This is a genomic window from Kitasatospora phosalacinea (genome assembly GCF_000716545.1).
Lineage (GTDB): Bacteria > Actinomycetota > Actinomycetes > Streptomycetales > Streptomycetaceae > Kitasatospora > Kitasatospora phosalacinea.
This window is the reverse complement of the sequence record NZ_JNWZ01000015.1, coordinates 218,029-241,841: the sequence shown is the minus strand read 5'-3', so window position 1 is coordinate 241,841 and position 23,813 is coordinate 218,029. Positions and strand designations below refer to the sequence as shown.

Genomic DNA, 23,813 nt, shown 5'->3' with positions numbered 1-23,813 from the left:
GAGAGCTACCTCGCCGGCCTCCAGCTTCGCGGCGCAATGATCTGGATCAAGGACCTCGCCAAGACCACCCCTTGATCACAACCGAATACGCTCCCTAGGCGAAGCGGCCGACTTCCTGCTTGGGGGGATTACTGAATATGCAGAATGATGACGCCGGCCTGCGCCCCGGGGAGTACATCCTCACGGACGAGAGTGAGTTTCTTTGGCGTCAGATAAACCCTGCCTTCATCCATGATGGCAAGGTGTCAAAGCAGGCGTTCACTCCTACACCGAAGGACACGGGAGAGCTTTCCACCGTACGCTCGTCAAAGGTCACGGCAGAGCAGTCGCACTCTCACCATACGGCGATACTTGGACTAGCTTCCGTGGGCGTGTACTCGGTCCAGGTATCGGATGTCGCCGAGGTGCAACTGCGGGCCGTGGATGACTCAGCGGTAGACGATGGTGATGAACGGCCGCCGGGACACGCGTTCGTGGACTTCAAGACAGTCACCAGTTCAAAGGCTCGACAGAGAATCGGGTCTAGCCTGCGTGACAAGGCGGAGGCGCGCGGATGGCAGTACCAGGCCGAGACTTCCACGGTTGACGAGCCGCAGGCCGACGACTCTGCCCCGCCTGAGGAGTGAGCCCCGGTCTCAGTTCTGGTCTCATTCACCACCGTTCACCGGGGTTCGCCGGGCACCGGGAGACGCGCTCTCACCTGCGGCTGGAACGTCCACGACCGTCGCTGAACGGTGGGTCTCAGACCTCGAAAGCGTGTGTGGGGGCAACTCCACCGTGGGTTCGAATCCCACCGCTACCGCTTCTCGAAGGGCCCGACCGTTCTCCGGTCGGGCCCTTCGGCGTTCTCCCCCCGAGCGGACGGACCGGCGCCGAGCCGCGCTTCCACCCATCCCTCGGCCGTGCCGGTGCCGGGTCAGCCCCGGCGGCGGGAGAGTCGCAGCAGCAGCAGTCCGGCCAGGCCCGTGCCGGCGGCGAACAGCAGCGGGAGCAGCGGCGCGCTGCCGGTGCCGGGCAGCGTCCCGGGCGGCGGCCCGGCCGGGTGCGGGGCGGGCGCGGACGGCGACGGCACGGGCTGCGGCGCCATGGACGGCTCCGGGGACGGGGGCGGTTCTTCCGACGGCGACGGCGACGCGGACGGTGTGGGGCTGGGGCTCTCCGTCCCGCCGAGTCCGGACTCGACCGCGATCACCTCCTCGTCGGGCGGCGAGGTGACGTCCCGCTCCGGCGTGCGCCCGGTAGCGGTGTTGCGCACGCTGCCGACCGCGCCGCCGGCCGGGCAGCCGGTGAGCGGGCGCGGCTCGGCGACCGGCAGGAGCGGGACTTCGGCCGCGCCGGTGAGGCAGGCGCCGCCGGTGGCGACGAAGCCGCTGTCGGCGCTCGGCCCGGTGAAGGTCTCGTCCACCAGCAGGGTGCCGGCGCCGGCCCGGGGCGCGGCGGGCTCGGCCGAGGCGAGCGGCAGCGCGGCCGCGCCGAGGAGGGTCGCCGCGCACAGTGCCGCGGCGGCGAATCGGCGCCCGGTGGCGGTTCTGCCTCCGGGGCTCGGGTCCTGTCGTTCGGTCACGTTCGTCTCCGCCTCTCCGGTCGATGATTCGTAGTCGACCTTCGCGGCGGGCGGAACCCCGGGCGAACACGCGAACAGGCGCGGACAAGCACCCGGCCGGCGCAGCGCGCGGCCGGTCGGCCACCCTCTTCGTCCGTCCATCTGCGGTTGATGGTGGGCGAGTTGAGGGGATGATGCCCGCATGGGGAGCGCGCGGTGGCGGGTGCTGGTGCGGGTGGGGGCCGGGGTCTCGGTGACGGGGCTCGCGGTGTTCCTGTGGGCGGAGGGGCTGGACCGGGCCAACCAGTGGGCGGGCGTGCTGGGCCTGTTCGTCGGGGTGGCGGGCCTGGTGCTCTCCCTCGCGGGCGGGGCCGGGGGCCGCTCCGCCGGCCAGTCGGCGGACGGGGCGGCGGCCGGCGGCTCGGTGCGCCTGGTGCGGAACGTGAAGGGCGACGTGGTGGTCGGCGCCCCGTCCGCCCCCGGCCCCGTCCCGGAGGCGGCCGGGGCGGCGCCGCCCGGGGAGGCGCCGCCCGCCGGGGGCGGCCTGTCGGCCCGGGGCGTCCGCGCGGGCGGGGACGTGGAGCTGGTGGACGGCGTGGAGGGTTCGGTGCGCTTCGGCGGGCCGCTGCCGCCCGACGGGGGGCCGCGGCCGTGAGCGGCTTCTGGCGGCGGCTGTTCGGCGCCGGGGCGGGCGGCGCGCAGTCGGCGGCGGGCGCCCGGGTCGGCGGCGACCTGACGATGATCCAGCGGGCCGGCACCGTGCAGATCACCGCCGGCCCGGAGCCGCCCCCGCCGGGCGACCTGGGCGAGGCCCGGCGGCGCTACGCGCTGCGGCTGCGCGAGCGCTACCTGCGGCTGGACCTGGAGGTGCTGACGCCGCTGTCCGAACAGGACGAGCACCCGGCGGTGCACCTGCGCGAGGTGTTCGTGCCGCAGCTGGTGCGCTCCGACCCGCCGCCGGCCGAGCTGCCCCGGGAGCTGCTGCGGCGGCTGGCCGAGCCGGGCGGCCTGGACCCGGGCCGGCTGCCGCCGGGCGTCGAGCGCGAGACGGTGCGCCGGGTCCGCGAGGCGTACCGGCAGCGCCCGGCGGTGCCGGTGCTGCCGCTGCTGTCCGGCCCGGACGGGCACCGGGCGGTGCTGCTGGGCGACCCGGGCTCGGGCAAGTCGACGCTGGCCCGCTTCCTGTGCCTGGCGCTGACCGAGCCGCTGCTCGACCCGGCGGCCGGGGTGCCGCCCGAGCTGGCCCCGCTGGCGGGCCGGCTGCCGCTGATCGTGGAGCTGCGCCGGTACGCGGACCCGGGCCGGCGGGAGTGGACCTTCGAGGACTTCCTGGCCCACCTGCACCGCACCGAGGGCCTGGGCCTGCCCGAGGACCTGCTGGCCCGCCAGCTGGCCGAGCACCCGGCGCACACCCTGGTGCTGTTCGACGGCCTGGACGAGCTGTTCGACCCGCGGGTCCGGGAGGGCGCCGTCCGCCGGATCGGCGCGTTCGCCGCCCGCCATCCGCAGGTCCGGGTGGTGGTGACCTCCCGGATGATCGGCTACCGGCGCGAGCCGCTGGACGCCGCCGGCTTCGGCCACTACACCCTGCAGGACCTGGACACCGGCCAGATCGACGCCTTCGCGGCCCGCTGGTACGCCAACGCCTGCCCCGCCGACCCGGTGGAGGCCCGGCGGCTGCGCCGGCGGGTGACGGCCGCGGTGGCCGGCTCCGCCCCGGTCCGGGACCTGGCGGGCAACCCGCTGATCCTGACCATCCTGGCGATCATCGGCCGCCGCCGGGAGCTGCCCCGGGACCGCCGCTCGGTGTACGAGCACGCGGTGGCGGTGCTGGTCGAGCACTGGGACCCGAGCAAGTACCTGCAGGACCGGCGGGTCGACGGCGGCATGCCGTACCTGGCGTCCGAGGACCGGCTGGAGCTGCTGCGCCTGGTGGCCCGCCGGATGCAGGAGGGCGGCGACGGCATCGCCGGCAACCACATCCCGGGCCGGGTGCTGCTGTCCTCCTTCGAGCGCTACCTGCGCGAGCGCTACGAGCTGCCCGCCGACCGGGCCGCGCCGGCCGCCCGGGCGATGCTGCAGCAGTTCCGGGAGCGCAACTTCATCCTGAGCCGGTTCGGCGGCGAGGTGTACGGCTTCGTCCACCGGGCGTTCCTGGAGTACCTGGCGGCGTCCGACATCGCCCACCGCTTCAACCGGGAGCGCTCGCTGACGGAGGAGCAACTGCTGGAGGGCGTGTTCGCGGCCCGCTGGCGCGACCCGGCGTGGCGGGAGGTGCTGCTCCTGCTGGCCGGGGAGCTGGACGAGCGGTTCGTCGGTGCGGCGGTGTCCCTGCTGCTGGAGCGGGCCCCGGCGCTGCCGGGCGCGCCGGGCGCGCGGGACGCGGCGCCACAGTGGCTGGTGCTGGCGGTGCGCTGCCTGGGCGAGGTCCGCAGGCTGGGGCTGGTGACGGCGCAGTCCGAGGCGGTGGTGGACGCGCTGGCGGCGCTGTTCGAGGCGTACGCCGCCGAGGGCTCGGCCTACCTGCCGGGCGAGGCGGTGGAGGCGCTGGACGGGTTGCGCCCGGTGCTGGCCGGGCTCGGCCCGCACTGGGCGGGCCGGGAGCGCTTCCTGCGCTGGTACCTGGTGCACGGGCACCATCCGGGCCGGGAGGCGCCGACCCCGCTGGAGGCGGGCGCGGTGGCGGCCCGGCTGGCCTGCGCGCTGCACCTGGGCGACCCGCGGGGCCCGGCCGTGCTGCGCGCCTGGGCCGAGCACGGCTGGTCCCCGGCGCAGCGCGCGGCCGCCTTCGGAGCGCTCGCCGAGGGCTGGGCGGGCGACCCGGAGACCGGCGCGTTCGTCCGCGCCCGGGTGGAGCGGGAGGCCGACCCGCTGACCCTGGAGGCCGCGGTGGCGGCGCTCGCCGAGGGCTGGGCGGGGGACGCGGAGACCGGCGCGTTCCTGGCGGCGCGGGTGGCGGACACCGGGGGCGCGAACCGGCTGAACGAGATGCTGGCGCTCGGCAAGGGCTGGACGGACGACGGCCCGGCGCAGCTGCTGCTGCGGGGCATCGCGGCGGCCGAGGAGCAGCCGGAGCTGCGCGGCCTGGCGGTGTTCGCGCTGACCGCGAACGACCGGATGGACGGCGGGCTGGCGGCGTTCCTGCGCGAGCGGGTGCGCGGCGACCGGGCCCCGGGGGTGCGCCGGATGGCGCTGCAGGCGATCTGCCTGCAGCCCGCCGAGGACCCGGACAACGCGCCGTTCCTGCGCCGGCTGGCCGAGTCGGACCCGGATCCGCAGGTGCGGGTGTCGGCGCTGGTGGGGCTGGCCCGCGGCTGGGCGGGCGATCCGCGGGTGGCGGAGTTCCTGCGCCGCCGGGTCGCCGAGGACCGCGATCCGCTGGTGCGGCTGCGGGTGCCGCCGGTGCTGGCGCTGCGCTGGGCGGGCGATCCGCAGGTCGCCGAGCAGTTGCGCGGCCTGGCGGTGGAGGACCGGCTGCCGGACGTCCGGGCGGGCGCGCTGGCGCTGCTCGGGCGGGTCTGGGCGGGCGATCCGCGGGTGGCGGAGTTCCTGCGCGAGCGGGCGGAGCGGGACGGCCCGGGCCGGGCGGCGGCCGTCGGCGAGCTGGCGGCGCACTTCGCGGACGATCCGGAGCTGGAGGCGTTCGTCCGCGACCGGGCCGCGCAGGCGCCGGACCCGCAGGTGCGGGCGGTGGCGCTGACCGCCCTGTCGAACCGTCAGGATCCGGGCCCGGCGGCCCGGGCGCTGTTCCTGGAGCGGGCCCGCGCCGACCCGGACCCGCGGGTGCGGGACGCGGCGCTGGCGGCGGTGGTGCGCTGCCACGACGGCGAGCGGCGGGCCGCGGGCCTGCTGCTGGAGCGGGCGGCGGGGCTGCGCGACGCGGACGTGCGGCTGTCGGTGCTGCGGGCGCTGCTGGCGCACCGGCCGGACGATCCGGCGGTGCGGGCGCTGCTGCGGGAGCGGGCGGGGGCGGACGCCTCGGGAGCGATCCGCGCGCTGGCCCTGCACGCACTGGCCCGCACGGCTGCGGAGGAGGCCGCCGGCCTGGCGGGGCTGCTGCGCGAGCGGGCCGTCGAGGACCCGGATCCGCTGCCGCGCCGGGTGGCGCTGCGGGCCCTGGCCGGTGCGCCGGACGGGGCGGCGGTCGGGCTGCTGCGCTGGCGGGCGGTGGAGGACCCGGACGCGGGGGTGCGGATCGCGGCGCTGCGGGCGCTGGCCTTCGGCTGCCCGGGCGGGGAGACGGCGGAGCTGCTGGCGGCCCGGGCGCGGGCCGAGCTGGTGCCGGCGGCGGCCGAGGAGGCGGCCCGGCTGCTGGCGGACGCGGGCGCGGGTGCGGGCGCCGGTGTCCGGCCGGGAACGGCGAACGGCCCCGCACTCCCGGGCGGTTGACCACCGTGCCCGGGGAGTGCGGAGCCGGCCGGAACCTCTCGGTCCGCGGTGGGGCAGCAGCTCCGGGGGGACGAGCTGCTGCCCCTGGGCGGAGGTCCCACAACCGGTGCCGCGCGGGGGGAAGGCGCGGCGCCCGGTCCCACAGCGGGGACCTCCGGATCGCCGTACCGGGGATTCCTGCCAGATCCTCGGTACATCAACCATCCTGCCGCGCCGCCCCGGTGGACACATCCGGAGAAGGCCCCGTCCGCGCGGGACCTTCGTCCCGCCGGGTGAACGCACCCCTCACTCCTTGCGCCGTCCGGTGGATAAGCTGCCGGGTGGCAGGGCCGTACGGGGAGAGGACGGCGGCCCGACTCAGGGAGGCAGGCCCGTTCGATGGCTCAGGCGAAGAAGGTGGCCATGTGGATGCTGGTCATCTTCGTCATCTACACGATCATCACCTCGCCGGAGCGCTCGGCGGACCTGGTGAAGTCCGGTTTCGTCGGCATCTCGGACGCGGCCAAGGCGGTCGGTTCGTTCATGACCGGACTGGTGCGCTGAGCCGCTCCGAGGCCCTAGTACGGTGGCGGGGTTCGTCCTTCGGGGGCGCTCCCCCGACCGGGCGCGCCCTCCCCCACCCGCGAGGAGCGGCATCGTGATCCGGCACCTGGTCCTGTTCAAGCTCAACGAAGGCGTCACCAAGGACGACCCGCGGGCGGTCGCCGGCGCCGAGGCGTTCGCGGAGCTCGGCGCGCTGGTCCCCGAGCTGCGCGAGTGGGAGTGCGGCTGGAACTTCGCCGAGCGGGACATCGCCCAGGACTTCGCGATCAACAGCCTGGTCGAGGACCGCGAGGCGCTGGCCGCGTACCTGGGCCACCCGGCCCACCAGGCCGCCGCGGCGCAGTGGCGCGAGTTCGCCACCTGGGTGATCGCGGACCTGGAGGTCTGACCCTCCCGCCCCCTCCCTCGTACACGCACGACCCTTCGGCCCCCGCCCTCCGTCCGAGCGCGGGGGCCTATGCACACTCCGCCGAATGCTGGACGGTCCGTCAACACGCCTCCGCCGGGTACTTGCCCGGCGACAGAGCCACTTGTGATGCTATGACCGGTTTTGCCGGAATTTGGCGAGGTGGTTCTCAAGGGAGGGTGAGGTGTCCGTGCGGACGCAGCAGGGCAGCGCGCCCGATGACCGGGTGGAGGACCCGCCGGACCCGGTCGAGCTCGCCTCCCGCCGGCTCGGCACCCGCGGCGCGGTGGACGTCCGCGCGCTCACCAGGGTGCTGTTCGAACGGCTCGCCGAACTCCCGCCCGACGCCCCCGAGCGCGCCCGGGTCCGCGCCGCCCTGATCGAGGCCAACATCCCGCTGGTCCGCTACGCCGCCACCCGCTTCCGCAGCCGCAGCGAACCGATGGAGGACATCGTCCAGGTCGGCACCATCGGCCTGATCAACGCCATCGACCGCTTCGACCCCGAGCGCGGCGTCCAGTTCCCCACCTACGCGCTGCCCACCATCCTCGGCGAGATCAAGCGCTACTTCCGCGACAACGTCCGCACCATGCACGTCCCGCGCCGGCTCCAGGAGCTGTGGGTGCAGGTCAGCGGCGCCATGGAGGAGCTGACCGTCACCCACGGCCGGACCCCCAAGGTCCCCGAGATCGCCGCCAACCTGCGCATCCCCGAGGAGGACGTCCGGGCCTGCCTGGACGCCGGCCGCGCCTACAACGCCGCCTCTCTGGAGGCCGCCCAGGAGCACGAGGGCGGCCTCGCCCTCCTCGACCGGCTCGGCTACGAGGACACCGCCCTCACCGAGGTCGAGCACCGCGACGTGGTCCGCCACCTGCTGGTCCAGCTCCCCGAGCGGGAACGGCGGATCATCATGCTGCGGTTCTTCGCCAACCTCACCCAGTCGCAGATCTCCACCGAACTCGGCATGTCCCAGATGCACGTCTCCCGGCTGCTGTCCCGGATCCTGTCCCGGCTGCGCACCGGGAACTCCTGGGAGGAGTGAGCCGCCCCTGTTTCCGCGTGTCACCGGCGGGTGACGAGTCGAGACGTTCGGGTTTGCCGGGGCCGGTGGGCCGGTATTGACCAGTCAGACCCGTCAGCCGGGAACCACCGCGCGGTGGCGACCGTTCGACAGACAGTCACGAGGGGGGTGGGCGCGTGTTCACAGAACCGGGCAGTGCGGTCATCGAGGTCGAAGCCGAGGCCGAGGCCGTCGCCGTATCGATCCCGGCCCAGGCCGGTCCCGCCGAGGTCCCCGACCGGGCCCTCGACACCCGCACGCTGTCGCGCGCGCTGTTCCGCCGGCTCGCCGGGCTGGAGTCCGGCAGCGCGGAGCACACCTACGTCCGGGACACCCTGATCGAGCTCAACCTTCCGCTGGTCCGGTACGCCTCCGCGCGCTTCCGCAGCCGCAACGAGCCGATGGAGGACATCGTCCAGGTCGGCACCATCGGCCTGATCAAGGCCATCGACCGCTTCGACCCGGACCGCGGCGTCGAGTTCCCCACCTTCGCCATGCCCACCGTGGTCGGCGAGATCAAGCGCTTCTTCCGGGACACCAGCTGGTCCGTGCGCGTCCCGCGCCGCCTCCAGGAGCTGCGCCTCGCCCTCACCAAGGCCGGCGACGAGCTCTCCCAGCGCCTCGACCGCTCGCCCACCGTCCCCGAGCTCGCCGCCTACCTCGGCGTCTCCGAGGACGACGTGGTCGAGGGCCTCGCCGTCGGCAACGCGTACACCGCCAGCTCCCTCGACTCCACCCCCGCCGAGGACGACGGCGGCGACGGCCCGCTCGCCGACCGCCTCGGCTACGAGGACCTCGCCCTCGAAGGCGTCGAGTACCGCGAGTCGCTCAAGCCGCTGCTCGCCAAGCTCCCGCCGCGCGAGCGCCGCATCATCATGCTGCGCTTCTTCGGCAACCTGACGCAGTCCCAGATCGGCGAGGAGATCGGCATCTCCCAGATGCACGTCTCCCGCCTGCTCACCAAGACCCTCGCCCACCTCCGCGAGGGCCTCACGGCGGAGTGAGGGGCGCTAGACGGTGCAGGCCCGCCTGAGCCGCACCAGGTGCTCCTCGGTCAGCCCCAGGCCGTCCTGCCAGAAGTGCTCGAAGCCCGACCAGCCGAGGGCGAGCTCCTCGAAGGCCGCCTCCAGGTAGCCGGCCTCCGCGCGGGCCAGCGGCCGCAGCAGCGGGTCGACGCGGTCGATCAGGGCCGCGGCGCGCTCGTTGGTGAGCAGGTAGTCCGCCAGGACGCTCTCCCGGTCCACGCCGAGGGCGGTGAGCAGCAGGGCCGCCGTCCAGCCGGTGCGGTCCTTGCCCGCCGTGCAGTGGAAGAGCACCGGTGCGCCGTCCGCCTCGGCGACCAGCCGCAGCACGGTGGCGAAGCGGGAGCGGGCGACCGGGTCGGTGACGAACCAGCGGTACATCGCGGTCATCATCGCGGTGCCCCGCCCGTCGCCGAGGACGGCGTGCATCGCCGCCGGGTCGCCGGTGCCCAGCGCCCGGCGCAGCTCCACGTACAGGTCGAAGTCCGCGGAGAACACCGGCAGGTGGTGCAGGGTCGGCCCGAGGCCGTCGGGCGACGGGACGGAGAGCGTCGCCGCCGCGTCCAGCGGCAGCACCACCGGGGGCAGCCCGGGGACGAGGTCGGCGCCCAGGTGGCGGACCTCGTCGAGGCTGCGCAGGTCCACCACGTGGCGCAGCCCGAGCGCGCCGAGCAGCGCCCGGTCGTCCTCGCCGAGCCGGCTGAGCGCCTCGGTGCGCAGCAGCGCGCCGACGCGCACGGTGCGGCCGTCCGCGGTGCGGTAACCGCCCAGGTCACGGGCGTTGACGGCGGCGGCCAGGCCGAGGCTCCTGGCGGTCTCGGTGGACGGCGCGGTCACGGGTGCCTCCTGGCGGCGGTGCGGCGGACCGGGCCAGTGTAGGCGCGCCCGGCCGCGGGGCCGCCCGGGGTGTCCGGCCGGCCCCGTGCGGGCGGTTCGCCGGGTGCTACTTGACGGCCAGCCAGATCACGCCGGCCACGACCGCCAGGAGCACGACGGCCCCGACGACGATCAGCGGGGTGCGGCTCGACGAGGAGCTGCTGCTGCCGTAAGTGGTGACGGTGCCCGGGGCCTGCGGGGCCGGGGCCTCGTCGACGAACGCCCGGAACATCTGGGTGGACCCGGCGGGGTCGTAGTCGTTGTCAGCCATGGAACGGGACTCTAGCCGTCCCGCCCGCCCCGCCGACACCCCGGTCCCCGTCCCGGTCCCGGTCTGCACGGACCCCTCACCTCGGACGACCCGGGCGTGGACGCACGACCCGGCGGAATCAGGCCGGACCCGAACGGGTTGTCCCCCGTCATGACCAACAGTGACGCCCCCCGGGTGAACCTCGGCCCCTCCGGTCTCGCCGTCTCCCCGCTGTCCCTCGGCGGCAACGTGTTCGGATGGACGGCCGACACCGCGCAGTCCTTCGCCGTGCTCGACGCGTACGCCGCCGCGGGCGGCAACTTCATCGACACCGCCGACGTCTACTCGGCCTGGGCGCCGGGCAACTCCGGCGGCGAGTCGGAGACGGTGATCGGCGAGTGGCTGCGCGGCCGCGACGACCGCGAGCGGATCGTGGTCGCCACCAAGGTCGGCGCGATGCCCGGCGCGAACGACCTGCGGCCCGGGACGATCAAGCGCGGCGCGGAGGCCTCGCTGCGCCGGCTCGGCGTCGAGCGGATCGACCTGTTCTACACCCACCGGGACGACCCGGACACCCCGGTGGAGGAGATCGTCACCGCGCTGGACGAGCTGGTCCGCGAGGGCAAGGTGCGCGAGGTCGCCGCCTCCAACATCGGCCCGGAGCGGCTGGCCGCCTCGCTGGAGTTCGCCGAGCGCGAGGGGCTGGCCAAGTACGTGGCGGTGCAGCCGCACTACAACCTGGTCTCCCGCGGCACCTACGAGGGCCCGCTGGCGGACGTGGTCGCCGCGCACGGCCTGTCCGCCGTCCCGTACTACGCGCTCGCCTCGGGCTTCCTGACCGGCAAGTACCGCCCGGGCGCGGCCGTCGACTCCGCCCGGGCCCAGGGCGCCGCCACGTACCTGGACGAGCCGCGCGGCCCCCGGGTGCTCGCCGCCCTGGACGAGGTCGCCGCCGCGCACGGCGTGCAGGTCGCCACGGTGGCGCTGGCCTGGCTGGCCGCGCAGCCCACGGTGGCGGCGCCGCTGGCCAGCGCCCGCACCGTCGAGCAGCTGCCGCCGCTGCTGGCCGCCGCCTCGCTGGAGCTGACCGAGGCCGAGCTCAAGCTGCTCGCCGACGCCTCCGACTGACCTCCCGCGCACCCGGCGGCGCCCCTCCCGCCGCACTGCGGGAGGGGCGCCGCCGTGCTTCCCGGCCGCTCAGTAACGGCCGAAGAAGTCCGGGTAGTACCCGCTGTTGAGGCGGGAGACCCGGACGTCCTTGCCGGGGCGCGGGGCCTCCACGTACGTCCCGTCACCGAGGTAGACGGCCACGTGGTGGATGCCGGAGACCCGGCCGTTGCCGGACCAGAACACCAGGTCGCCGCGTTGCAGCTGCCCGGAGCCGATCGGGGTGGCGGCCCGGTACTGGTCGGCGGCGACCCGCGGGGTGGAGATCCCGGCCCGGCGGAACGCCTGCTGGACCAGGCCCGAGCAGTCGAACCCGTCCGGCCCGTTGCCGCCCCAGACGTACGGCTTGCCGACCTGCGCCAGCGCGTAGGACACCGCCGCCTCCACCCCGCTCGCGGCGGGGCCGGAGGACTGCCCGGCGGACTGCCCGGACGGCTGGGCGCCGCGGTCGCCGGTCCGGTCGACGTAGACGTCGTAGTGGCTGGTGTAGCGCCACTCGCCGGCTGCGTTCCGGAACCAGTAGACCTTGCCGTCCCAGCCCTGCCGGATCCCGCCGGAGGACTGCGCGGGCTGCTGCGGCCGGGCCTGCGGCTTCGCGCTCCCCGAGCCGCCGGTGCGGTCGAGGTAGACGTCGTACCACTTGGTGTAGCGCCACTCGCCGGCCGCGTTCTTGAACCAGTAGACCTTGCCGTCCCAGCCGGGGCCGGACGGTGCGGGCACGGCCTGCGCGGCGGTCGTGCCGAGGCCGAGACCGACCGTTCCCACGCCCGCCAGGACCGCGCCGGCCAGGCAGGTCGAGCGCACGGCGCGGTGTATCCGGCCCGCCCGCTCGGCCACGGCGGACCCGCCGGTGCGGGCCGCCGGCCGGACGCACGCGGCGCACCGGCAGGCGGGCGCACCGTCGGATTCGGCGAAGCCCAGCAGCGGGGACCCGGAGAAGCCCGGGAGGTCGGCGGGGTCGGTGGATATCGAGGCGAGCGCGGTCGTCACGCGGGCCTCCCTTCCTTGCGGTTCGGGCGGGGGGCCGGGGCGGGCACCGAAGCGGTGACCCCGGCCGGGGCGACGAACGCGACCAGCAGCTGCTCCATCAGGGCGCTGCGCGCGCTGTCGTCCAACTCGTGGGCGGTGGCGCGCTCCAGGCGCCGCACCGCGAGGGCCGCGGCCTCCACCGCGTCGTCCACCAGGACGGTCCGCAGCCCGGCGTCCAGGTCGGCCAGCCGGCGGCGGCGCATCGACTCGGCCACCTCCGGCGCGTAGTCCAGCGCCAGCGGCTGCACCGAGTACACCTCGACCCCGGCCGGGGCGGTCTCGGCGGCCAGCGCCCTGGTCAGCTCGTCGGCGAACCACTGGCCGTCGCGCAGCGCGGGCCCCGGCGCGGAGTCGGAGTCGCACGGCAGCAGGGAGGCGGTTCGGGTGAGGACGGCCTGCACCTGCTCGCGCAGGTACGTTTCGTGCTCGGCGATGCCCAGCGTCACCCGGGCGGTGTCCTTGACCCGCCACACGATCAGCAGCCGCACCACCAGCGGCGTCCCGGCCCGGTCGGTGACCCGCACCGGCTCGCTGCGCCAGTGCCGCAGCCGGACGTCCACCCGGCGGCGGCGCAGCAGCGGGTTCACCCACAGCAGGCCGGTGCGGCGGACGGTGCCCCGGTAGCGGCCCCAGCGGGTCAGCACCCGGGTCTCACCGCCCGGGTTGGACAGCAGCCCGCCGAGCGCGCCCAGCATCACCAGCCCGATCGCGCTGACCGAGGCGAGCGTCCCGTCGCCGACCTCGGCCGACCCGCTCGCCCGCGCCGCCGCGCCGCGCAGGTCGGGCACCCCCGGCAGTTGCGGCAGCGCCCCGGACCGGGCCAGCACCAGCAGCACCCCGGCCGCCGAGGCCAGCAGGACCAGCAGCGGCAGCCAGCCCGGCAGGACGAACGCGCGCCGCTCGCGCAGCGACTGGTCCGCGCGCGGCGGCCGGCGGTGGGTCGCGGCGTCCGCGACGGTCGGGTGCGCCGCCTGCTGCCGCGCGGTGGCCGCGCTGAGCCGGCGCAGGCCGCTCGACGCGGCGGGCCCGGCGGGCCCGGCTGCGTGCACGGAGTCGGCGGCTCCGGCGGCTCCGGCGGCTTCCGGGGTGACGGGTCCGACGGTGGCGCGGGGCCCGGACGGGAACGCGGAGGGATCGTCCGCGCCGATCACCGGCAACGGTTGGGTGGCCGGGCCCCGGTCGAGCCCGTCCTCGGCCGGCGGGGCGGTCGTGATCAGCGGATTGGTCACCGCCTTGGCGACCGCCTTGGTGAGTTGGGTCGCACCGACCGGGGGCTCGGGTGCGGCGGGGGGCCAGGAGTGGGGTCGCGGCGACGAGTCGCGGGTGACGTCCATGCACGTGTCCTAAGGGTCAGAGTTTCGCGCACCGGGCGGCCCGGAACTGACGGGCAGTGCCAGACTCAGGCTAGGTTGATAAGTCATCAAATGCGACATTTACCAGGTGGTGTGTCGATTCGTCCGCTGTGCGGATGCGGATCGGCCCGCCCGCCCTGAACTGCGGGAACGAGCGGGCCGACCGGGAACGGGGCCTGATCGAACGGCCCGTCAGCGGCGCCGGGTGCCACTCCCCCGGCCGAACACCCGGCGGGTCAGCAGCCCCACGGCCGCCGCGATCAGCAGCGCCCCGCAGGCCAGCCCGCGCCACCCGGTGGCCGTCACCCGGTGTGCCGCCGCCACCGCGTCCGGCGGCGGTGCGGCCTGCGTCCGCGACTGCGCGGACACGGACGCGGACTCCTCGCCCGGGGTGTCCCCGGCGGGCTCGGCACCGTCCTCCGGCTCCGGCACCGGGTCGGAGGACACGGCCGGAACCGCCGGAACCACCGGAGCGGACGACGAAAACGGCGCGGACGGCGCGGACAGCACGGCGGTGGGCGAGGGCGCTGCGGACAGCACCGTCGCGGCAGCCGAGGCCCTCCGGGTCGAGGTCGGCACCGCAGCCGACGGCGTACCGACCGGCGGCGGCGTGGTCGCGACCGGCGGCGGCGTGGTCGCGACCGGCGGCGGCGTGGTCGGCATGGCCGTCGCGAGCACGACCTGCCGGTCCGGCGCCCCGGGCGCCCCGGGCTCCGGTGCGACCCGGCCGTCCATCGGCTCGACGGCCGACGGCACTCCGACCGCGAGCAGCTCGGACGGCTGCGGCGCCACCGGAACGCTCGGCTCGTCCGACGCACTCGGCGCCGCCGACGACGGCACGACGGGAGCGGACGGCGCCACCGGCACCACGACCGGCACCACATCCGACGGCACCGGCAGCGTCAGCGCGGGCTCAGCCGAACCCTCCGCCGAGGACGGCGAGGGAGCAGCAGGCGCGGAAGCGGAGAGGCTGGGGACCGGACTCAGGCTCGCATCGGTCGGCTCGCCCGTCGACGGCACCACGATCGGCAGCAACTCCGGCGGCACCGGCACCGTCACGTCCGGCACCGACGGCGCACCGGACGGGGACGGCGAGGCCGACACGCTCGGGCTCGGGCTCGGACTCACGGTCGCACCGGTCTGCCCGGCCGTCGGCGACACCGGTGGAGTGGCGCTTGACGGTGCGCCGGACACGGCGGCGGACGTCGACGCGCTCGGGCTCGCGACCGCCCCGGACTGCCCGGCTGTAGGCGACACCGACGGGGACGCACTTGACGGTGCGTCGGACCGGACGGCGGACGCCGACGCGCTCGGGTTCACGACCGCGACGGACTGCTCTGCCGTCGGCAACACCGACGGGGACGCGCTTGACGGCGCCTCGGGCGCCGACGCGCTCGGGCTCGGGCTCGCACCGGCTGGGTCGTCCGCCGGGGGCACCACGACCGGGAGCAACTCCGGCGGCACCGAGGGGGACGGCAGCGCCGACGGCGAACCGTCTGCCGAGGGCGAGGGAACAGCACTCGCCGAAGCGGTGGACGCGGACGGCGGGGCCGACGCCGACACGCTCGGGTCGTCCGCCGGCGGCACCACGATCGGCAGCAACTCCGGCGGCACCGGCGCCGTCACGTCCGGCACCGATGGCATGCCGGACGGGGACGGCGAGGCCGACACGCTCGGGCTCGGGTTCGGGCTCTCACTCGGGCCGGCGCCGGCAGTGACGCTCGCAGTCGCACTCGCGTCAGCACTCGGGCTCGGACTGGCGCTCGGGCTAGGACTGGCTTCGGCACTGGCACTGGCACTGGCGCTCGGGCTCGCGCTCGCGCTCCCGCCGCCCGCCGTCGCGGCGATGCGGACCGGCACCGGGTCGCCCGGGGTGCCGTTGCCCGCCGGGTCGGTCGCGGTGGGGAGGAGGGTGAGTTCGCCGGGGGTGAGGTCGCGGGTGGGGGTGCAGGACCAGGTGCCGTCGGGGGTGGTGACGGCGCTGCAGAGGGCGGCGCGTTCGTCGCCGTGGCCGGTGGCGACGGTGACGGTGACGGTGGTGCCGGGCTCGGCGCGGCCGGTGAGCTCGGGGCGGGCGGTGTGCAGGAGTTCGCCGCTGCCGGGGGCGGTGAGCTGCGGGCGGTCGGGGGCGCCGGTGTCGACGGTGAGCGTGACCGGCTTGCCGTCCGAGCGGTTGCCCGCGCCGTCCACGGCGCGCGGGGTGAGCTGGTAGCGGCCGTCGGCGAGGTTCTCGACCGGCAGGCAGGACCAGGTGCCGTCGGCGGCGACCGCGGTGGAGCAGAGTTCGCCGCCGTCCCGGCCGGTGGCGTCCGCGGTGACGGTGACGGTGGAGCCGGGCTCGCCGAGGCCGGTGAGCAGCAGGCCGGGGTCGTTGGTGTAGGCGGGCAGGGTGAGCACGGGGGCGGTGGGGGGCGTGGTCCTGACGGTCAGCCGGAACTCGTCGCCGCGCAGCACCATGCCGCTGCGGGTGGTCTCCACCGGGACGAGGGTGTGGGTGCCCTCGGTCAGGGGGCGGTCGGGGCGGCAGTTCCACGAGCCGTCGTTGCCGGCCTTGGCGGTGCACAGGATGGTGCCGTTCTCCTGGACGGCGATGCCCGCCCCGGGGACCGCGCCGTCGCCGCGGAACTCGGGGCGGGCCTCCCGGGTGGTGGTGCCGGGGATGGGGAGGCCGACCTGGGGCTTGGCGGCGCCGATCGAGAGGGCGACCTTCTGGTCGACGACCTGGCCGGAGTCGGCGAAGCCACCGGGGGCGACGAGTTGGGAGCCGTCGCGGGCCAGCCGCAGCCGGACCCAGGTGTCGCCGCCGGACGCTCCGGCCGGAACCTGCCACTCCAGGGCGGCGTGGTCCGCCCCGGCGGGGACGTCGGCCTGGACCCGCTCCAGCGGGTCGAAGCGGCCGTTGTGGTCGAAGTCGATCCAGCCGGCCAGCACGGCGGGGCCGCTGCCCGCGCTGACCGGCACGTCCAGGTGGTAGTCGCGGCCGACGGCGGTCTCGGCGGGGAAGTTCAGCGTCGGGTCGGCGCCCTGGTACTCGGCGCGGCCGGGCTGGAGTTGCGGCGGGGGCGGGCTGGCCCAGGGGCTGCGGCGGCTCTCCCCGCCGTCGATCTCGACGCTGGGGGTGACCGGCCCGGCGTCGGGGGACGGCGCGGGCGGGGCGGCGGGCGGGCCCGGCCGCAGCGGGGAGTCGACGGACTGGGCGAGGCCGGGGCGGGCCCTGGTCGCCGAGGTGGCGGCGTCCTGCCCGAGGAACAGGTCGGACACCAGGTGCGAGACGTTGCCGTAGTCCTGCGGGGCGCTGCCGAGGCCCTCGTCGAGGGTGACGGTGTACGCCTGGTGGAGCGGGGCTGGCGGGGTGGTGGAGCCGTCCAGGGCGGTGGAGCGCTGCTCGACGCGCAGCGACACGGTGGAGACGGTGCCGGCGAGTTCGAGGGTGCCGGAGCCGTCGGCGGCGCCGCCCGCCTCGGCCTCGGCGGCGGGGGCCAGTTCGCCGGAGCCGACCGTCCAGCCGTGCCAGCCGGTGCGGCCGACCAGGGCGGGGGCGGCGGGGCTGCCGCCGGTGACGGTCAGCCGGGTGTCCGTGACGGTGCTGCCGTTCTCCGAAGTGACGGTGCCGGCAAGGCCGCTGACGTGCAGCCGGGGGTTGCGGACGGGGCGGGAGAAGGAGAGCTGGAGGGTGCCGAGGGTGCGCCAGGAGCCGTCGGCCCGGGGGCGGTGCTCGGCGGCCAGGAAGGTCTCGGCCGGGTCTCCGGGGCGGATGCCGTCGGTGTAGGGGCCGCCGCTGCCGGCGGGGTGGTCGGCGAGCCGGCCGGGGGCGGTGTCGACGCTCACCCCGGGGACGGTCGCGTAGTCGAACTGGACGGCGAGGCCGGAGGGCAGCACGGCGCGCCGTTCGGCGGACCAGCCGTCCGGGGTCTGCTGGGCGGCCGACGGCGGGACGACGGCGCCGGTGAGCAGGCCGGTGGCGATCAGGGCGGCGGCACGCCGGCCGATCCTGGGACGCGGCCGGTCGCGGTCGACCGGGCGGGCGGCGGAGGCCGGGGCCCGGTGGGGGAACTGTCGGCACATCCGGCTCTCCTCTCGGTGTCGTCTGTCGACGGGATCGCGGTCCGACCGCCATGCGCCCGGTGTTCATGACGATCCGACAAAAGAGAATCACGATCCGGTTTCGGTCATACCTCGACACCTGGTCATTTCATCTGACACCACCCGATTGGTGGGCACTCGGTCAGCAGCATCGGGATACCCGCCGGAACCACCGTCAACTCCCGTGAATGGTCATCAATCGGGTACAACCACACAGTTGTTGACCATTGGTCACACCACCCTGTTCGAGTCGGTGTGTTTATCAGTAGAGTCGGCGGGCGTGACGATTGATCCCACTCTCATCAAGAGCAGCTTCGCCGCCGTCGAGCCCCACGGCAGCGAGGTCACCGCCTACTTCTACACGCACCTGTTCGAGCACAACCCGGACGTGCGCAAGCTCTTCGCCGAGCACATGAACGAGCAGCAGGACCGCCTCTGGGCCGCCATCGGCACCCTGGTCAACAAGCTCGAGGACACCGGCACCGTGGTCAACGTGCTCCAGGGCCTGGGCCGCCGGCACGCCGGCTACGGCGCCCTCCCCGAGCACTTCCCCGCCGTCGGCGCCAGCCTGCTCGCCTCTCTCGCCCACTTCGCCGGGGACGCCTGGACCCCGGAGATCGAAGCCGCGTGGACGGAGCTCTACGGCGTCATCACGGATGTCATGAGCGCGGCGCTGGCCGAAGAAGCCGCGGGCTGAGAGGCCCCCGGTGCCCTTCGACCCCGCGGTCATCCGCGCCAGCTTCGCCGTCGTCGAGCGCCGCGCCGATCAGCTGACCAAGTTCTTCTACGCCCACCTGTTCACCAACAACCCAGGTGTCGAAGAGCTCTTCCCGGCCAGGCTCGCCGAACAGCGCGACCGCCTGTTCGCCGCACTCACCCAACTCGTGGTGCGGCTGGAGGAGCCGGAGAAACTCACCGGCTACCTGGCGGCACTCGGGCGCGACCACCGGAAGTTCCAGGCCGCGCCCGAGCACTACCCCGCCGTCGGCGCCAGCCTGATCGCCGCGCTCAAGCACTTCTCCGGCCACTACTGGACCTCCGAGATCGAGAAGGCCTGGATCGAGGCCTACACCGTCATCTCGCAGGCCATGATCGACGCCGCCGCGGCCGTCCCCGACTCCGTCCCGGCCTGGTGGAACGCCGAGGTCGTCGACCTCCGCCGGGCCACCCCCGACCTGGCGGTGCTCACCCTGCGGCCCGACCGGCCGTACCGGTACACCGCCGGGCAGTACCTGACGGTCTGCTCCGACCGCCGTCCGCAGGTCTGGCGGCCCTACTCCGTCGCCTGCGCCCCCCGCCCCGACAACACCCTGGAACTGCACGTCCGCCGGGTCCCCGACGGGCTGGTGTCCACCGCGCTGGTCAACGAGGTCCGGCTCGGCGAGAGCGTCCGGGTCGGTCCGCCGCTCGGCGAGGCCGTGCTCGACCTCGGCTCCGACCGGCCGCTGCTGATGGTGGCCGCCGGCACCGGCTGGGCCCCGGTCAAGGCGTTGCTGGAGCAGCTCGCCCAGGACGGCGGACGGCCCGCCACGGTCTTCGTCGCCGCCCGCGGGGACGAGGACCAGTACGACCTGGGCACCGTGCACGCCATGGTCAAGGAGCACTCCTGGCTGCACGCCGTGCTCGCCGCACCCGAACGCGGCGCCTCCCGCAGCGAGGCCGCCCGGCTGCTGCGCGAGGGCCTGGGCCAGTACGGGGACTGCTCCGGCCACGACATCCACCTGTCGGGACCGCCCGACCTCGTCCCCGCCGTCCGCGCCCAACTCCTGGAGCAGGGCGCCGAACCCGAGCACATCCGGCACGACCCCGTCACGCCCACCTTCAACCGCAGCCGCCCGCTCACCCCCGCGGAGTGGTTCCTGGAGGAACGCGACGTGCCGTGGATCAACCGGACCGAACTGGGCTGACGTCGGCCCTGCCGCCCCCCGACCACCACAGCGGGAGGCGGCAGGTCCGACGGCACCCGCTCCGGGGCGCCCGGGAACGGCGAAGGCCCCGGGCGGTGACCCGGGGCCTTCGACTGGTGCGCTCAGCAGGATTCGAACCTGCAACCTCTTGATCCGTAGTCAAGTGCTCTATCCGTTGAGCTATGAGCGCTCGTACGACCCCTTGCGGGACCGCGAGCGGGGTTTGGTGCGCTCAGCAGGATTCGAACCTGCAACCTCTTGATCCGTAGTCAAGTGCTCTATCCGTTGAGCTATGAGCGCTCGCCCCGGCGGACTGGCCTCCTGGGCGGTGCGGGGACAACATTACATGACCGTCGACCAGGGGCGAAATCGATTGCCGCCGACCCCGCCGGCCCCCGTCAAGGGCGCCCCCGGCGGACGCCCGGACGAACGTTCGGCGACGACCGGGGCGGCCCGGACACCGGCCGGAGAACGCAGGAGCCCCGCCGGTCAGTGACCGACGGGGCTCCCGGTGGGCGGAGGCGGAGGGATTTGAACCCTCGATGGACGGTAAAGCCCAAACCGCATTAGCAGTGCGGCGCCATAGACCGGACTAGGCGACGCCTCCAACACCCGGACCGCGACCGGCACTCCGGCGCGTTCCGTGCGACTGCGATGATGCCATAGCCGACGGCCCCGGCACCAACCACCACAACGATACTGGCCGGGTCGTCCACGGCGCAAAGAAGAATGAGATACTTCCCTCTCCGAGGAGAGCCAGAGCCGCCCGTCGCAGCGGCGGCCCGAAGCCGTGAGGAGACCTGTCGACGTGAGCAGCAGGCCGACCCGAGGCGCTGCTCGCCTCGCCGCGATACTCGATGCACTGCCCGACCCGCTGCTGCTGGTGAACAGCAACGGCACCGTGGTCGACGTCAACAAGGCCGCCGTGGAGAGCCTGCAAGCTCCCGGCACCTCGCTGGTCGGAATGGGCGTGCTGGACCTGCTGCCGGAGTTCGACCCCAGTCGGATCCCGGGTTCCATGCGGCCCCCCGCGAGCGAGACCGAGAGCCTGGACCGACCGGTCCGAATGACCGCCCGCCGCACCGACGGCACCGCCTTCACCGTCGAGGTGTCCGGCAACGACTTCACCGACGAGGGCGGCGGGGAGGCCCACGGCTTCCTGTCCTTCGCCACCAACGACCAGGGCCTGCTGCTGCTCCTCGTCCGCGACATGTCGGCCCGCCTCGGGGTGGAGTCCGAGCTGCGGCGCCAGCACAAGCAGACCGAGATGATCCTGCGGGCCGCCGCCGAGGGCGTCCTCGGCGTCGACCTGGAGGGCCGCGTGGTGCTGGTCAACCCGGCCGCCGCGCACATCCTGGACTTCCGGGCCAGCGAGCTCGGCGGCCGCGAGCTGCACCCGCTGATCCAGCACTCGCAGCCCGACGGCAGCCCGCTCGCCGCCGAGAGCTCCGCGCTGATGGACACCCTGCACTCCGGCCGCAAGCACCGGATCCGCAACACCGTGCTGTGGCGCAAGGACGGCCGCCCGGTCACCGTCGACCTGACCACCGCCCCGGTCCGGGACGGCGAGCAGCTGGTCGGCGCGGTGATGACCTTCACCGACCGCACCCACGAGCTCGCCCTCGCCGCCCGAAACGAGCACCTCACCGCCGTCCTGGAGTCCGAGCTCGGCGGGGCGCTCACCGCCCTGCACGCCCGGATCGACGCGCTCGCCGCCGATCCCGCCGGGCAGCTGTGGCCCGAGGCCAACTGGACGCTGCGCCGGCTCGCCGACGAGTGCCGCCGGTTCGGCAAGCTGATCGACGGCGTCCTGGAGCACCAGCGCTTCGAGGCCGCCGCCGACCGCGGCAGGGCCTCCCTGGAGCGCGAGCGGGTCGGCCTGGACGAGGTCGTGCAGCTCGCCGTCGACCGGGCCGGGGAACTGGTCGGGCCCGGCCGGGTCCGCTACTCGGTGCACGCCGCCGCCGTGAAGGTGCTCGCCGACCGCGAGCGGCTCGCCCAGGCGCTGGCCCACCTGGTCGCCGACGTCAGCGGCGTCACGCCCGTCCCCGAGCCCGCCCGGGCCGAGGGCGAGGCCGTCCCCGCCGGGGTGCCGTTCGCCGGGCCCGCGCCGGCCGGCGAGCAGCTCCCGATGGTGGTGCTGGCCGCCGCCCGGCGCGGCGACGTCGCCCGGGTCGAGGTGCGCGGCCCCGCCCGCAGCTCCAGCGCCGTCCACCTGCCGATCGCCCGCGCCGCCGTCGAGCGGCACGGCGGGGTGCTGCAGCGCCACGACCTGCCCGCCGGGGCCGGCGCCACCTACGTGGTGGAACTGCCGCTCGACCCCGACGGCGACGCGTCCGGCGGGCCGGACAAGCAGCAGCACGTCCCCAAGGACTCCGACACCGCGATGATCCCGGACCTGCCGGGCCAGTCCCCCCCGGCCGAGCCGCGGCCGGCCGCCGACGCACCGTCAGAGGGCGATGCGGGCGAGGCCGGTGCCGAGGCCCGCGCCGACGACACCCAGGGCTCCGGACGGCGCCGGGCCCGGGCCGCCGAGGCCGCGGACGCGGCGCGGCGCGGGGAGGCCCCGCGCGGGCCGATCGCGCTCGGCGCCGGGCCGGGCCCGGACGACACCTCCGGCCGCGGCCTCGCCGCCGAGGGCGCCGAGGGCGCCGCCCGCTCCGGGCGGCGGGCCCGCCGGGCCGCCCAGACCGCGCCCGGAGACAGCTCCGGGGCGCTGCACATCCCCGGCGTGCCCGACCCCGGGACGCCGCTCTACCCCGGCCTGGAGAACGCGCTGGCGGTCTCGACGCCGGAGCCGGTCACCCCGACCGCCCAGCCCACCGGGCGCCGGCGGCGGCTCGCGCTGCCCGCCGACCTGGCGGAGAGCGCGGAGGAGGTCACCGCCGTCCTGCCGCCCGTCCCCGCCGCCGCCCCCGCGCCGTCCGCCGGCGAGGACCCCGGCGCCGAGGCGTCCGCCGGGGCCCAGCAGGTCGGTCCCCAGCAGGTCGGTGCCCAGCAGCCCGCGGCGGCGCAGGCCGGGCCGTCGGAGTCCGGCGCGCTGGAGGTCGCCCGGCCCGCCGCACCGGCGCTGCCCGCCCCGGCGGACGCCCCCGGCGGGGAGGACCGGCCGCAGCCGGTCGGCAGCGGCCTGGGCGAACTGCTGCCGCCCCGGCCGATGGGTGGCTTCCCGGCGGCCTTCCCCGGCGCCCAGGCGCCCGGCCAGGCGCCCGCCGCGAACGCGCTGCCCGCCGCCGGGAGCACCCCGTCCGCGGTCGACCCGACGCTGCTGAACGGGCAGCGCCTGAACGGGCAGGCCCCGCAGGGCGGCCCCGGCGAGGGCGGCGGCCCGGGCTCGGCCCTGGCGCTGTCCGGCGGCGCCCCGGTCGAGGGGCGCACCCCGCCCCGGCCGGTCGCCGAGCTCGCCCCCGCCCGCGACCAGGCGCCGGACGGCCCGCGCCCGCTGCTGGTGTGGCCCGAACCCGACCCGTCCACCCGGGGCGCGCTGGAGACCCGCGGCTTCCGCCCGGTCGTCGTCGCCTCCCGCGAGGAGGTGGACGCGCAGGTGCCGCAGGCCCCCGCCGCGCTGTTCGTCGACCCGCTGACCGGCCCGATCACCCGCACCGCGCTGCAGTCGCTGCGCACCGCCGCGCTGGCCGGGCGGGTGCCGGTGCTGCTGGCCGCCGGCCTCGGCCAGGCCACCCGGGACGCCGCGTACGGTGCGGACCCGGCGGTGCTGCTGCGGGCGCTCGCGCCCCGGGACGGCGAGAACCACGCGGCCCGGGTGCTGCTGGTGGAGTCCGACCCGGAGGTGGCGGCGGCGCTGGTGGCCAGCCTGGAGCGGCGCGGCATGCACGTCGAGCACGCCTCCGACGAGAGCGAGGCGGTGGCCCGGGCCAGCGGCATCCAGCCGAACCTGGTGGTGCTGGACCTGCAGCGGATCGAGCGTCGGAACCTCGACCACCGCGACCTCGGGCTGCTCGACTGGCTGCGCGCCAACGATCGGCTGCACCGCACCCCGCTGGTCGTCTACACCTCGGCCGACCTGGACCCGCAGGCCCGGGCCGGGCTGCGCACCGGCGAGAACGTGCTGTTCCTCGCCGAGCGCTCCACCACCGAGGACGTGCAGGGCCGGATCGTCGAACTGCTGGCCCGGATCGGCGCTCTGGGCCAGGCCGTGACGGCGGGCAGCGGCACATCCTTCTGA

At 75.7% G+C, this 23,813-nt stretch carries 17 protein-coding genes and 3 tRNA genes; 11 read left to right on the top strand and 9 right to left on the bottom strand.

Annotated features, from left to right (window positions below; translation table 11 throughout):
* The first annotated feature begins 137 nt into the window (after positions 1 to 137).
* Entirely contained in the window at positions 138 to 626 is a 489-nt protein-coding gene (locus OO48_RS35025; protein WP_051731960.1) for a hypothetical protein, read from the top strand.
* Between the two features lie 290 nt (positions 627 to 916).
* On the opposite strand, the gene OO48_RS10415 is transcribed toward OO48_RS35025, so the two are convergent.
* Entirely contained in the window at positions 917 to 1,564 is a 648-nt protein-coding gene (locus OO48_RS10415; protein ID WP_033214389.1) for a hypothetical protein, read from the bottom strand.
* Between the two features lie 181 nt (positions 1,565 to 1,745).
* Between OO48_RS10415 and OO48_RS37285 the strand changes: the two genes are divergently transcribed.
* The 6 genes from OO48_RS37285 (at position 1,746) to OO48_RS10390 (ending at position 8,945) form a co-directional block, all read left to right on the top strand.
* Complete coding sequence (locus OO48_RS37285) at positions 1,746 to 2,198, top strand: hypothetical protein (RefSeq protein ID WP_051731959.1); 453 nt, start codon at positions 1,746 to 1,748, stop codon at positions 2,196 to 2,198.
* Positions 2,195 to 5,932 (top strand): HEAT repeat domain-containing protein, encoded by a 3,738-nt coding sequence (locus OO48_RS40625; RefSeq protein WP_033214388.1) that lies wholly within the window; start codon positions 2,195 to 2,197, stop codon positions 5,930 to 5,932. The genes OO48_RS37285 and OO48_RS40625 overlap by 4 nt, the downstream gene beginning before the upstream one ends.
* 378 nt (positions 5,933 to 6,310) lie before the next feature.
* Positions 6,311 to 6,475, top strand: coding sequence for a hypothetical protein (locus OO48_RS38855; protein ID WP_167346434.1), 165 nt, complete (start codon positions 6,311 to 6,313; stop codon positions 6,473 to 6,475).
* Positions 6,476 to 6,569: 94 nt separating this feature from the next.
* Positions 6,570 to 6,863 carry a Dabb family protein gene (locus OO48_RS10400; RefSeq protein WP_033214386.1) on the top strand — a complete coding sequence of 98 codons (294 nt, stop codon included), beginning with the start codon at positions 6,570 to 6,572 and terminating at the stop codon, positions 6,861 to 6,863.
* Positions 6,864 to 7,065: 202 nt separating this feature from the next.
* Entirely contained in the window at positions 7,066 to 7,923 is an 858-nt protein-coding gene (locus OO48_RS10395; RefSeq protein ID WP_051731958.1) for an RNA polymerase sigma factor SigF, read from the top strand.
* Positions 7,924 to 8,105: 182 nt separating this feature from the next.
* Positions 8,106 to 8,945 carry an RNA polymerase sigma factor SigF gene (locus OO48_RS10390; RefSeq protein WP_425338529.1) on the top strand — a complete coding sequence of 280 codons (840 nt, stop codon included), beginning with the start codon at positions 8,106 to 8,108 and terminating at the stop codon, positions 8,943 to 8,945.
* A gap of 6 nt (positions 8,946 to 8,951) precedes the next feature.
* On the opposite strand, the gene OO48_RS10385 is transcribed toward OO48_RS10390, so the two are convergent.
* Both OO48_RS10385 and OO48_RS10380 read right to left on the bottom strand, forming a co-directional pair.
* Positions 8,952 to 9,800, bottom strand: coding sequence for a tyrosine-protein phosphatase (locus OO48_RS10385; RefSeq protein ID WP_051731957.1), 849 nt, complete (start codon positions 9,798 to 9,800; stop codon positions 8,952 to 8,954).
* 106 nt (positions 9,801 to 9,906) lie between these two features.
* Positions 9,907 to 10,110, bottom strand: a complete 204-nt coding sequence (locus OO48_RS10380) for a hypothetical protein (RefSeq protein WP_033214378.1) — start codon at positions 10,108 to 10,110, stop codon at positions 9,907 to 9,909.
* Positions 10,111 to 10,260: 150 nt separating this feature from the next.
* Between OO48_RS10380 and OO48_RS10375 the strand changes: the two genes are divergently transcribed.
* Positions 10,261 to 11,217 carry an aldo/keto reductase gene (locus OO48_RS10375; RefSeq protein WP_033214375.1) on the top strand — a complete coding sequence of 319 codons (957 nt, stop codon included), beginning with the start codon at positions 10,261 to 10,263 and terminating at the stop codon, positions 11,215 to 11,217.
* 69 nt (positions 11,218 to 11,286) lie between these two features.
* Here OO48_RS10375 and OO48_RS35705 read toward each other — a convergent pair whose 3' ends face one another.
* The 3 genes from OO48_RS35705 to OO48_RS40620 all read right to left on the bottom strand — a co-directional run bounded on the left by OO48_RS35705 (position 11,287) and on the right by OO48_RS40620 (position 17,702).
* Positions 11,287 to 12,246: a C40 family peptidase gene (locus OO48_RS35705; protein ID WP_063830652.1), complete on the bottom strand. Its 960-nt coding sequence runs from the start codon at positions 12,244 to 12,246 to the stop codon at positions 11,287 to 11,289.
* On the bottom strand, positions 12,243 to 13,619 hold the full coding sequence (locus tag OO48_RS39680) for an SPFH domain-containing protein (RefSeq protein ID WP_051731956.1): 1,377 nt from the start codon (positions 13,617 to 13,619) through the stop codon (positions 12,243 to 12,245). Before OO48_RS39680 ends, OO48_RS35705 begins: the two co-directional genes overlap by 4 nt.
* Before the next feature lie 210 nt (positions 13,620 to 13,829).
* Positions 13,830 to 17,702: an Ig-like domain-containing protein gene (locus OO48_RS40620; protein ID WP_033214370.1), complete on the bottom strand. Its 3,873-nt coding sequence runs from the start codon at positions 17,700 to 17,702 to the stop codon at positions 13,830 to 13,832.
* Between the two features lie 235 nt (positions 17,703 to 17,937).
* On the opposite strand from OO48_RS40620, the gene OO48_RS38175 reads away from it, so the two are divergent.
* Together OO48_RS38175 and OO48_RS10350 are read left to right on the top strand one after the other, a co-directional pair.
* Positions 17,938 to 18,417: a globin family protein gene (locus tag OO48_RS38175; RefSeq protein ID WP_167346433.1), complete on the top strand. Its 480-nt coding sequence runs from the start codon at positions 17,938 to 17,940 to the stop codon at positions 18,415 to 18,417.
* A gap of 10 nt (positions 18,418 to 18,427) precedes the next feature.
* Positions 18,428 to 19,627: a globin domain-containing protein gene (locus OO48_RS10350; RefSeq protein WP_051731955.1), complete on the top strand. Its 1,200-nt coding sequence runs from the start codon at positions 18,428 to 18,430 to the stop codon at positions 19,625 to 19,627.
* A 114-nt stretch (positions 19,628 to 19,741) separates the two neighbouring features.
* Here the strand turns inward: OO48_RS10350 and OO48_RS10345 are convergent.
* The 3 genes from OO48_RS10345 to OO48_RS10335 form a co-directional block, all read right to left on the bottom strand.
* A tRNA-Arg gene (locus OO48_RS10345) sits at positions 19,742 to 19,817 on the bottom strand.
* Positions 19,818 to 19,851: 34 nt separating this feature from the next.
* Positions 19,852 to 19,927 (bottom strand) — tRNA-Arg (locus tag OO48_RS10340).
* Positions 19,928 to 20,143: 216 nt separating this feature from the next.
* A tRNA-Ser gene (locus OO48_RS10335) sits at positions 20,144 to 20,234 on the bottom strand.
* A 201-nt stretch (positions 20,235 to 20,435) separates the two neighbouring features.
* On the opposite strand from OO48_RS10335, the gene OO48_RS10330 reads away from it, so the two are divergent.
* Positions 20,436 to 23,813, top strand: coding sequence for a hybrid sensor histidine kinase/response regulator (locus tag OO48_RS10330; protein WP_033214367.1), 3,378 nt, complete (start codon positions 20,436 to 20,438; stop codon positions 23,811 to 23,813).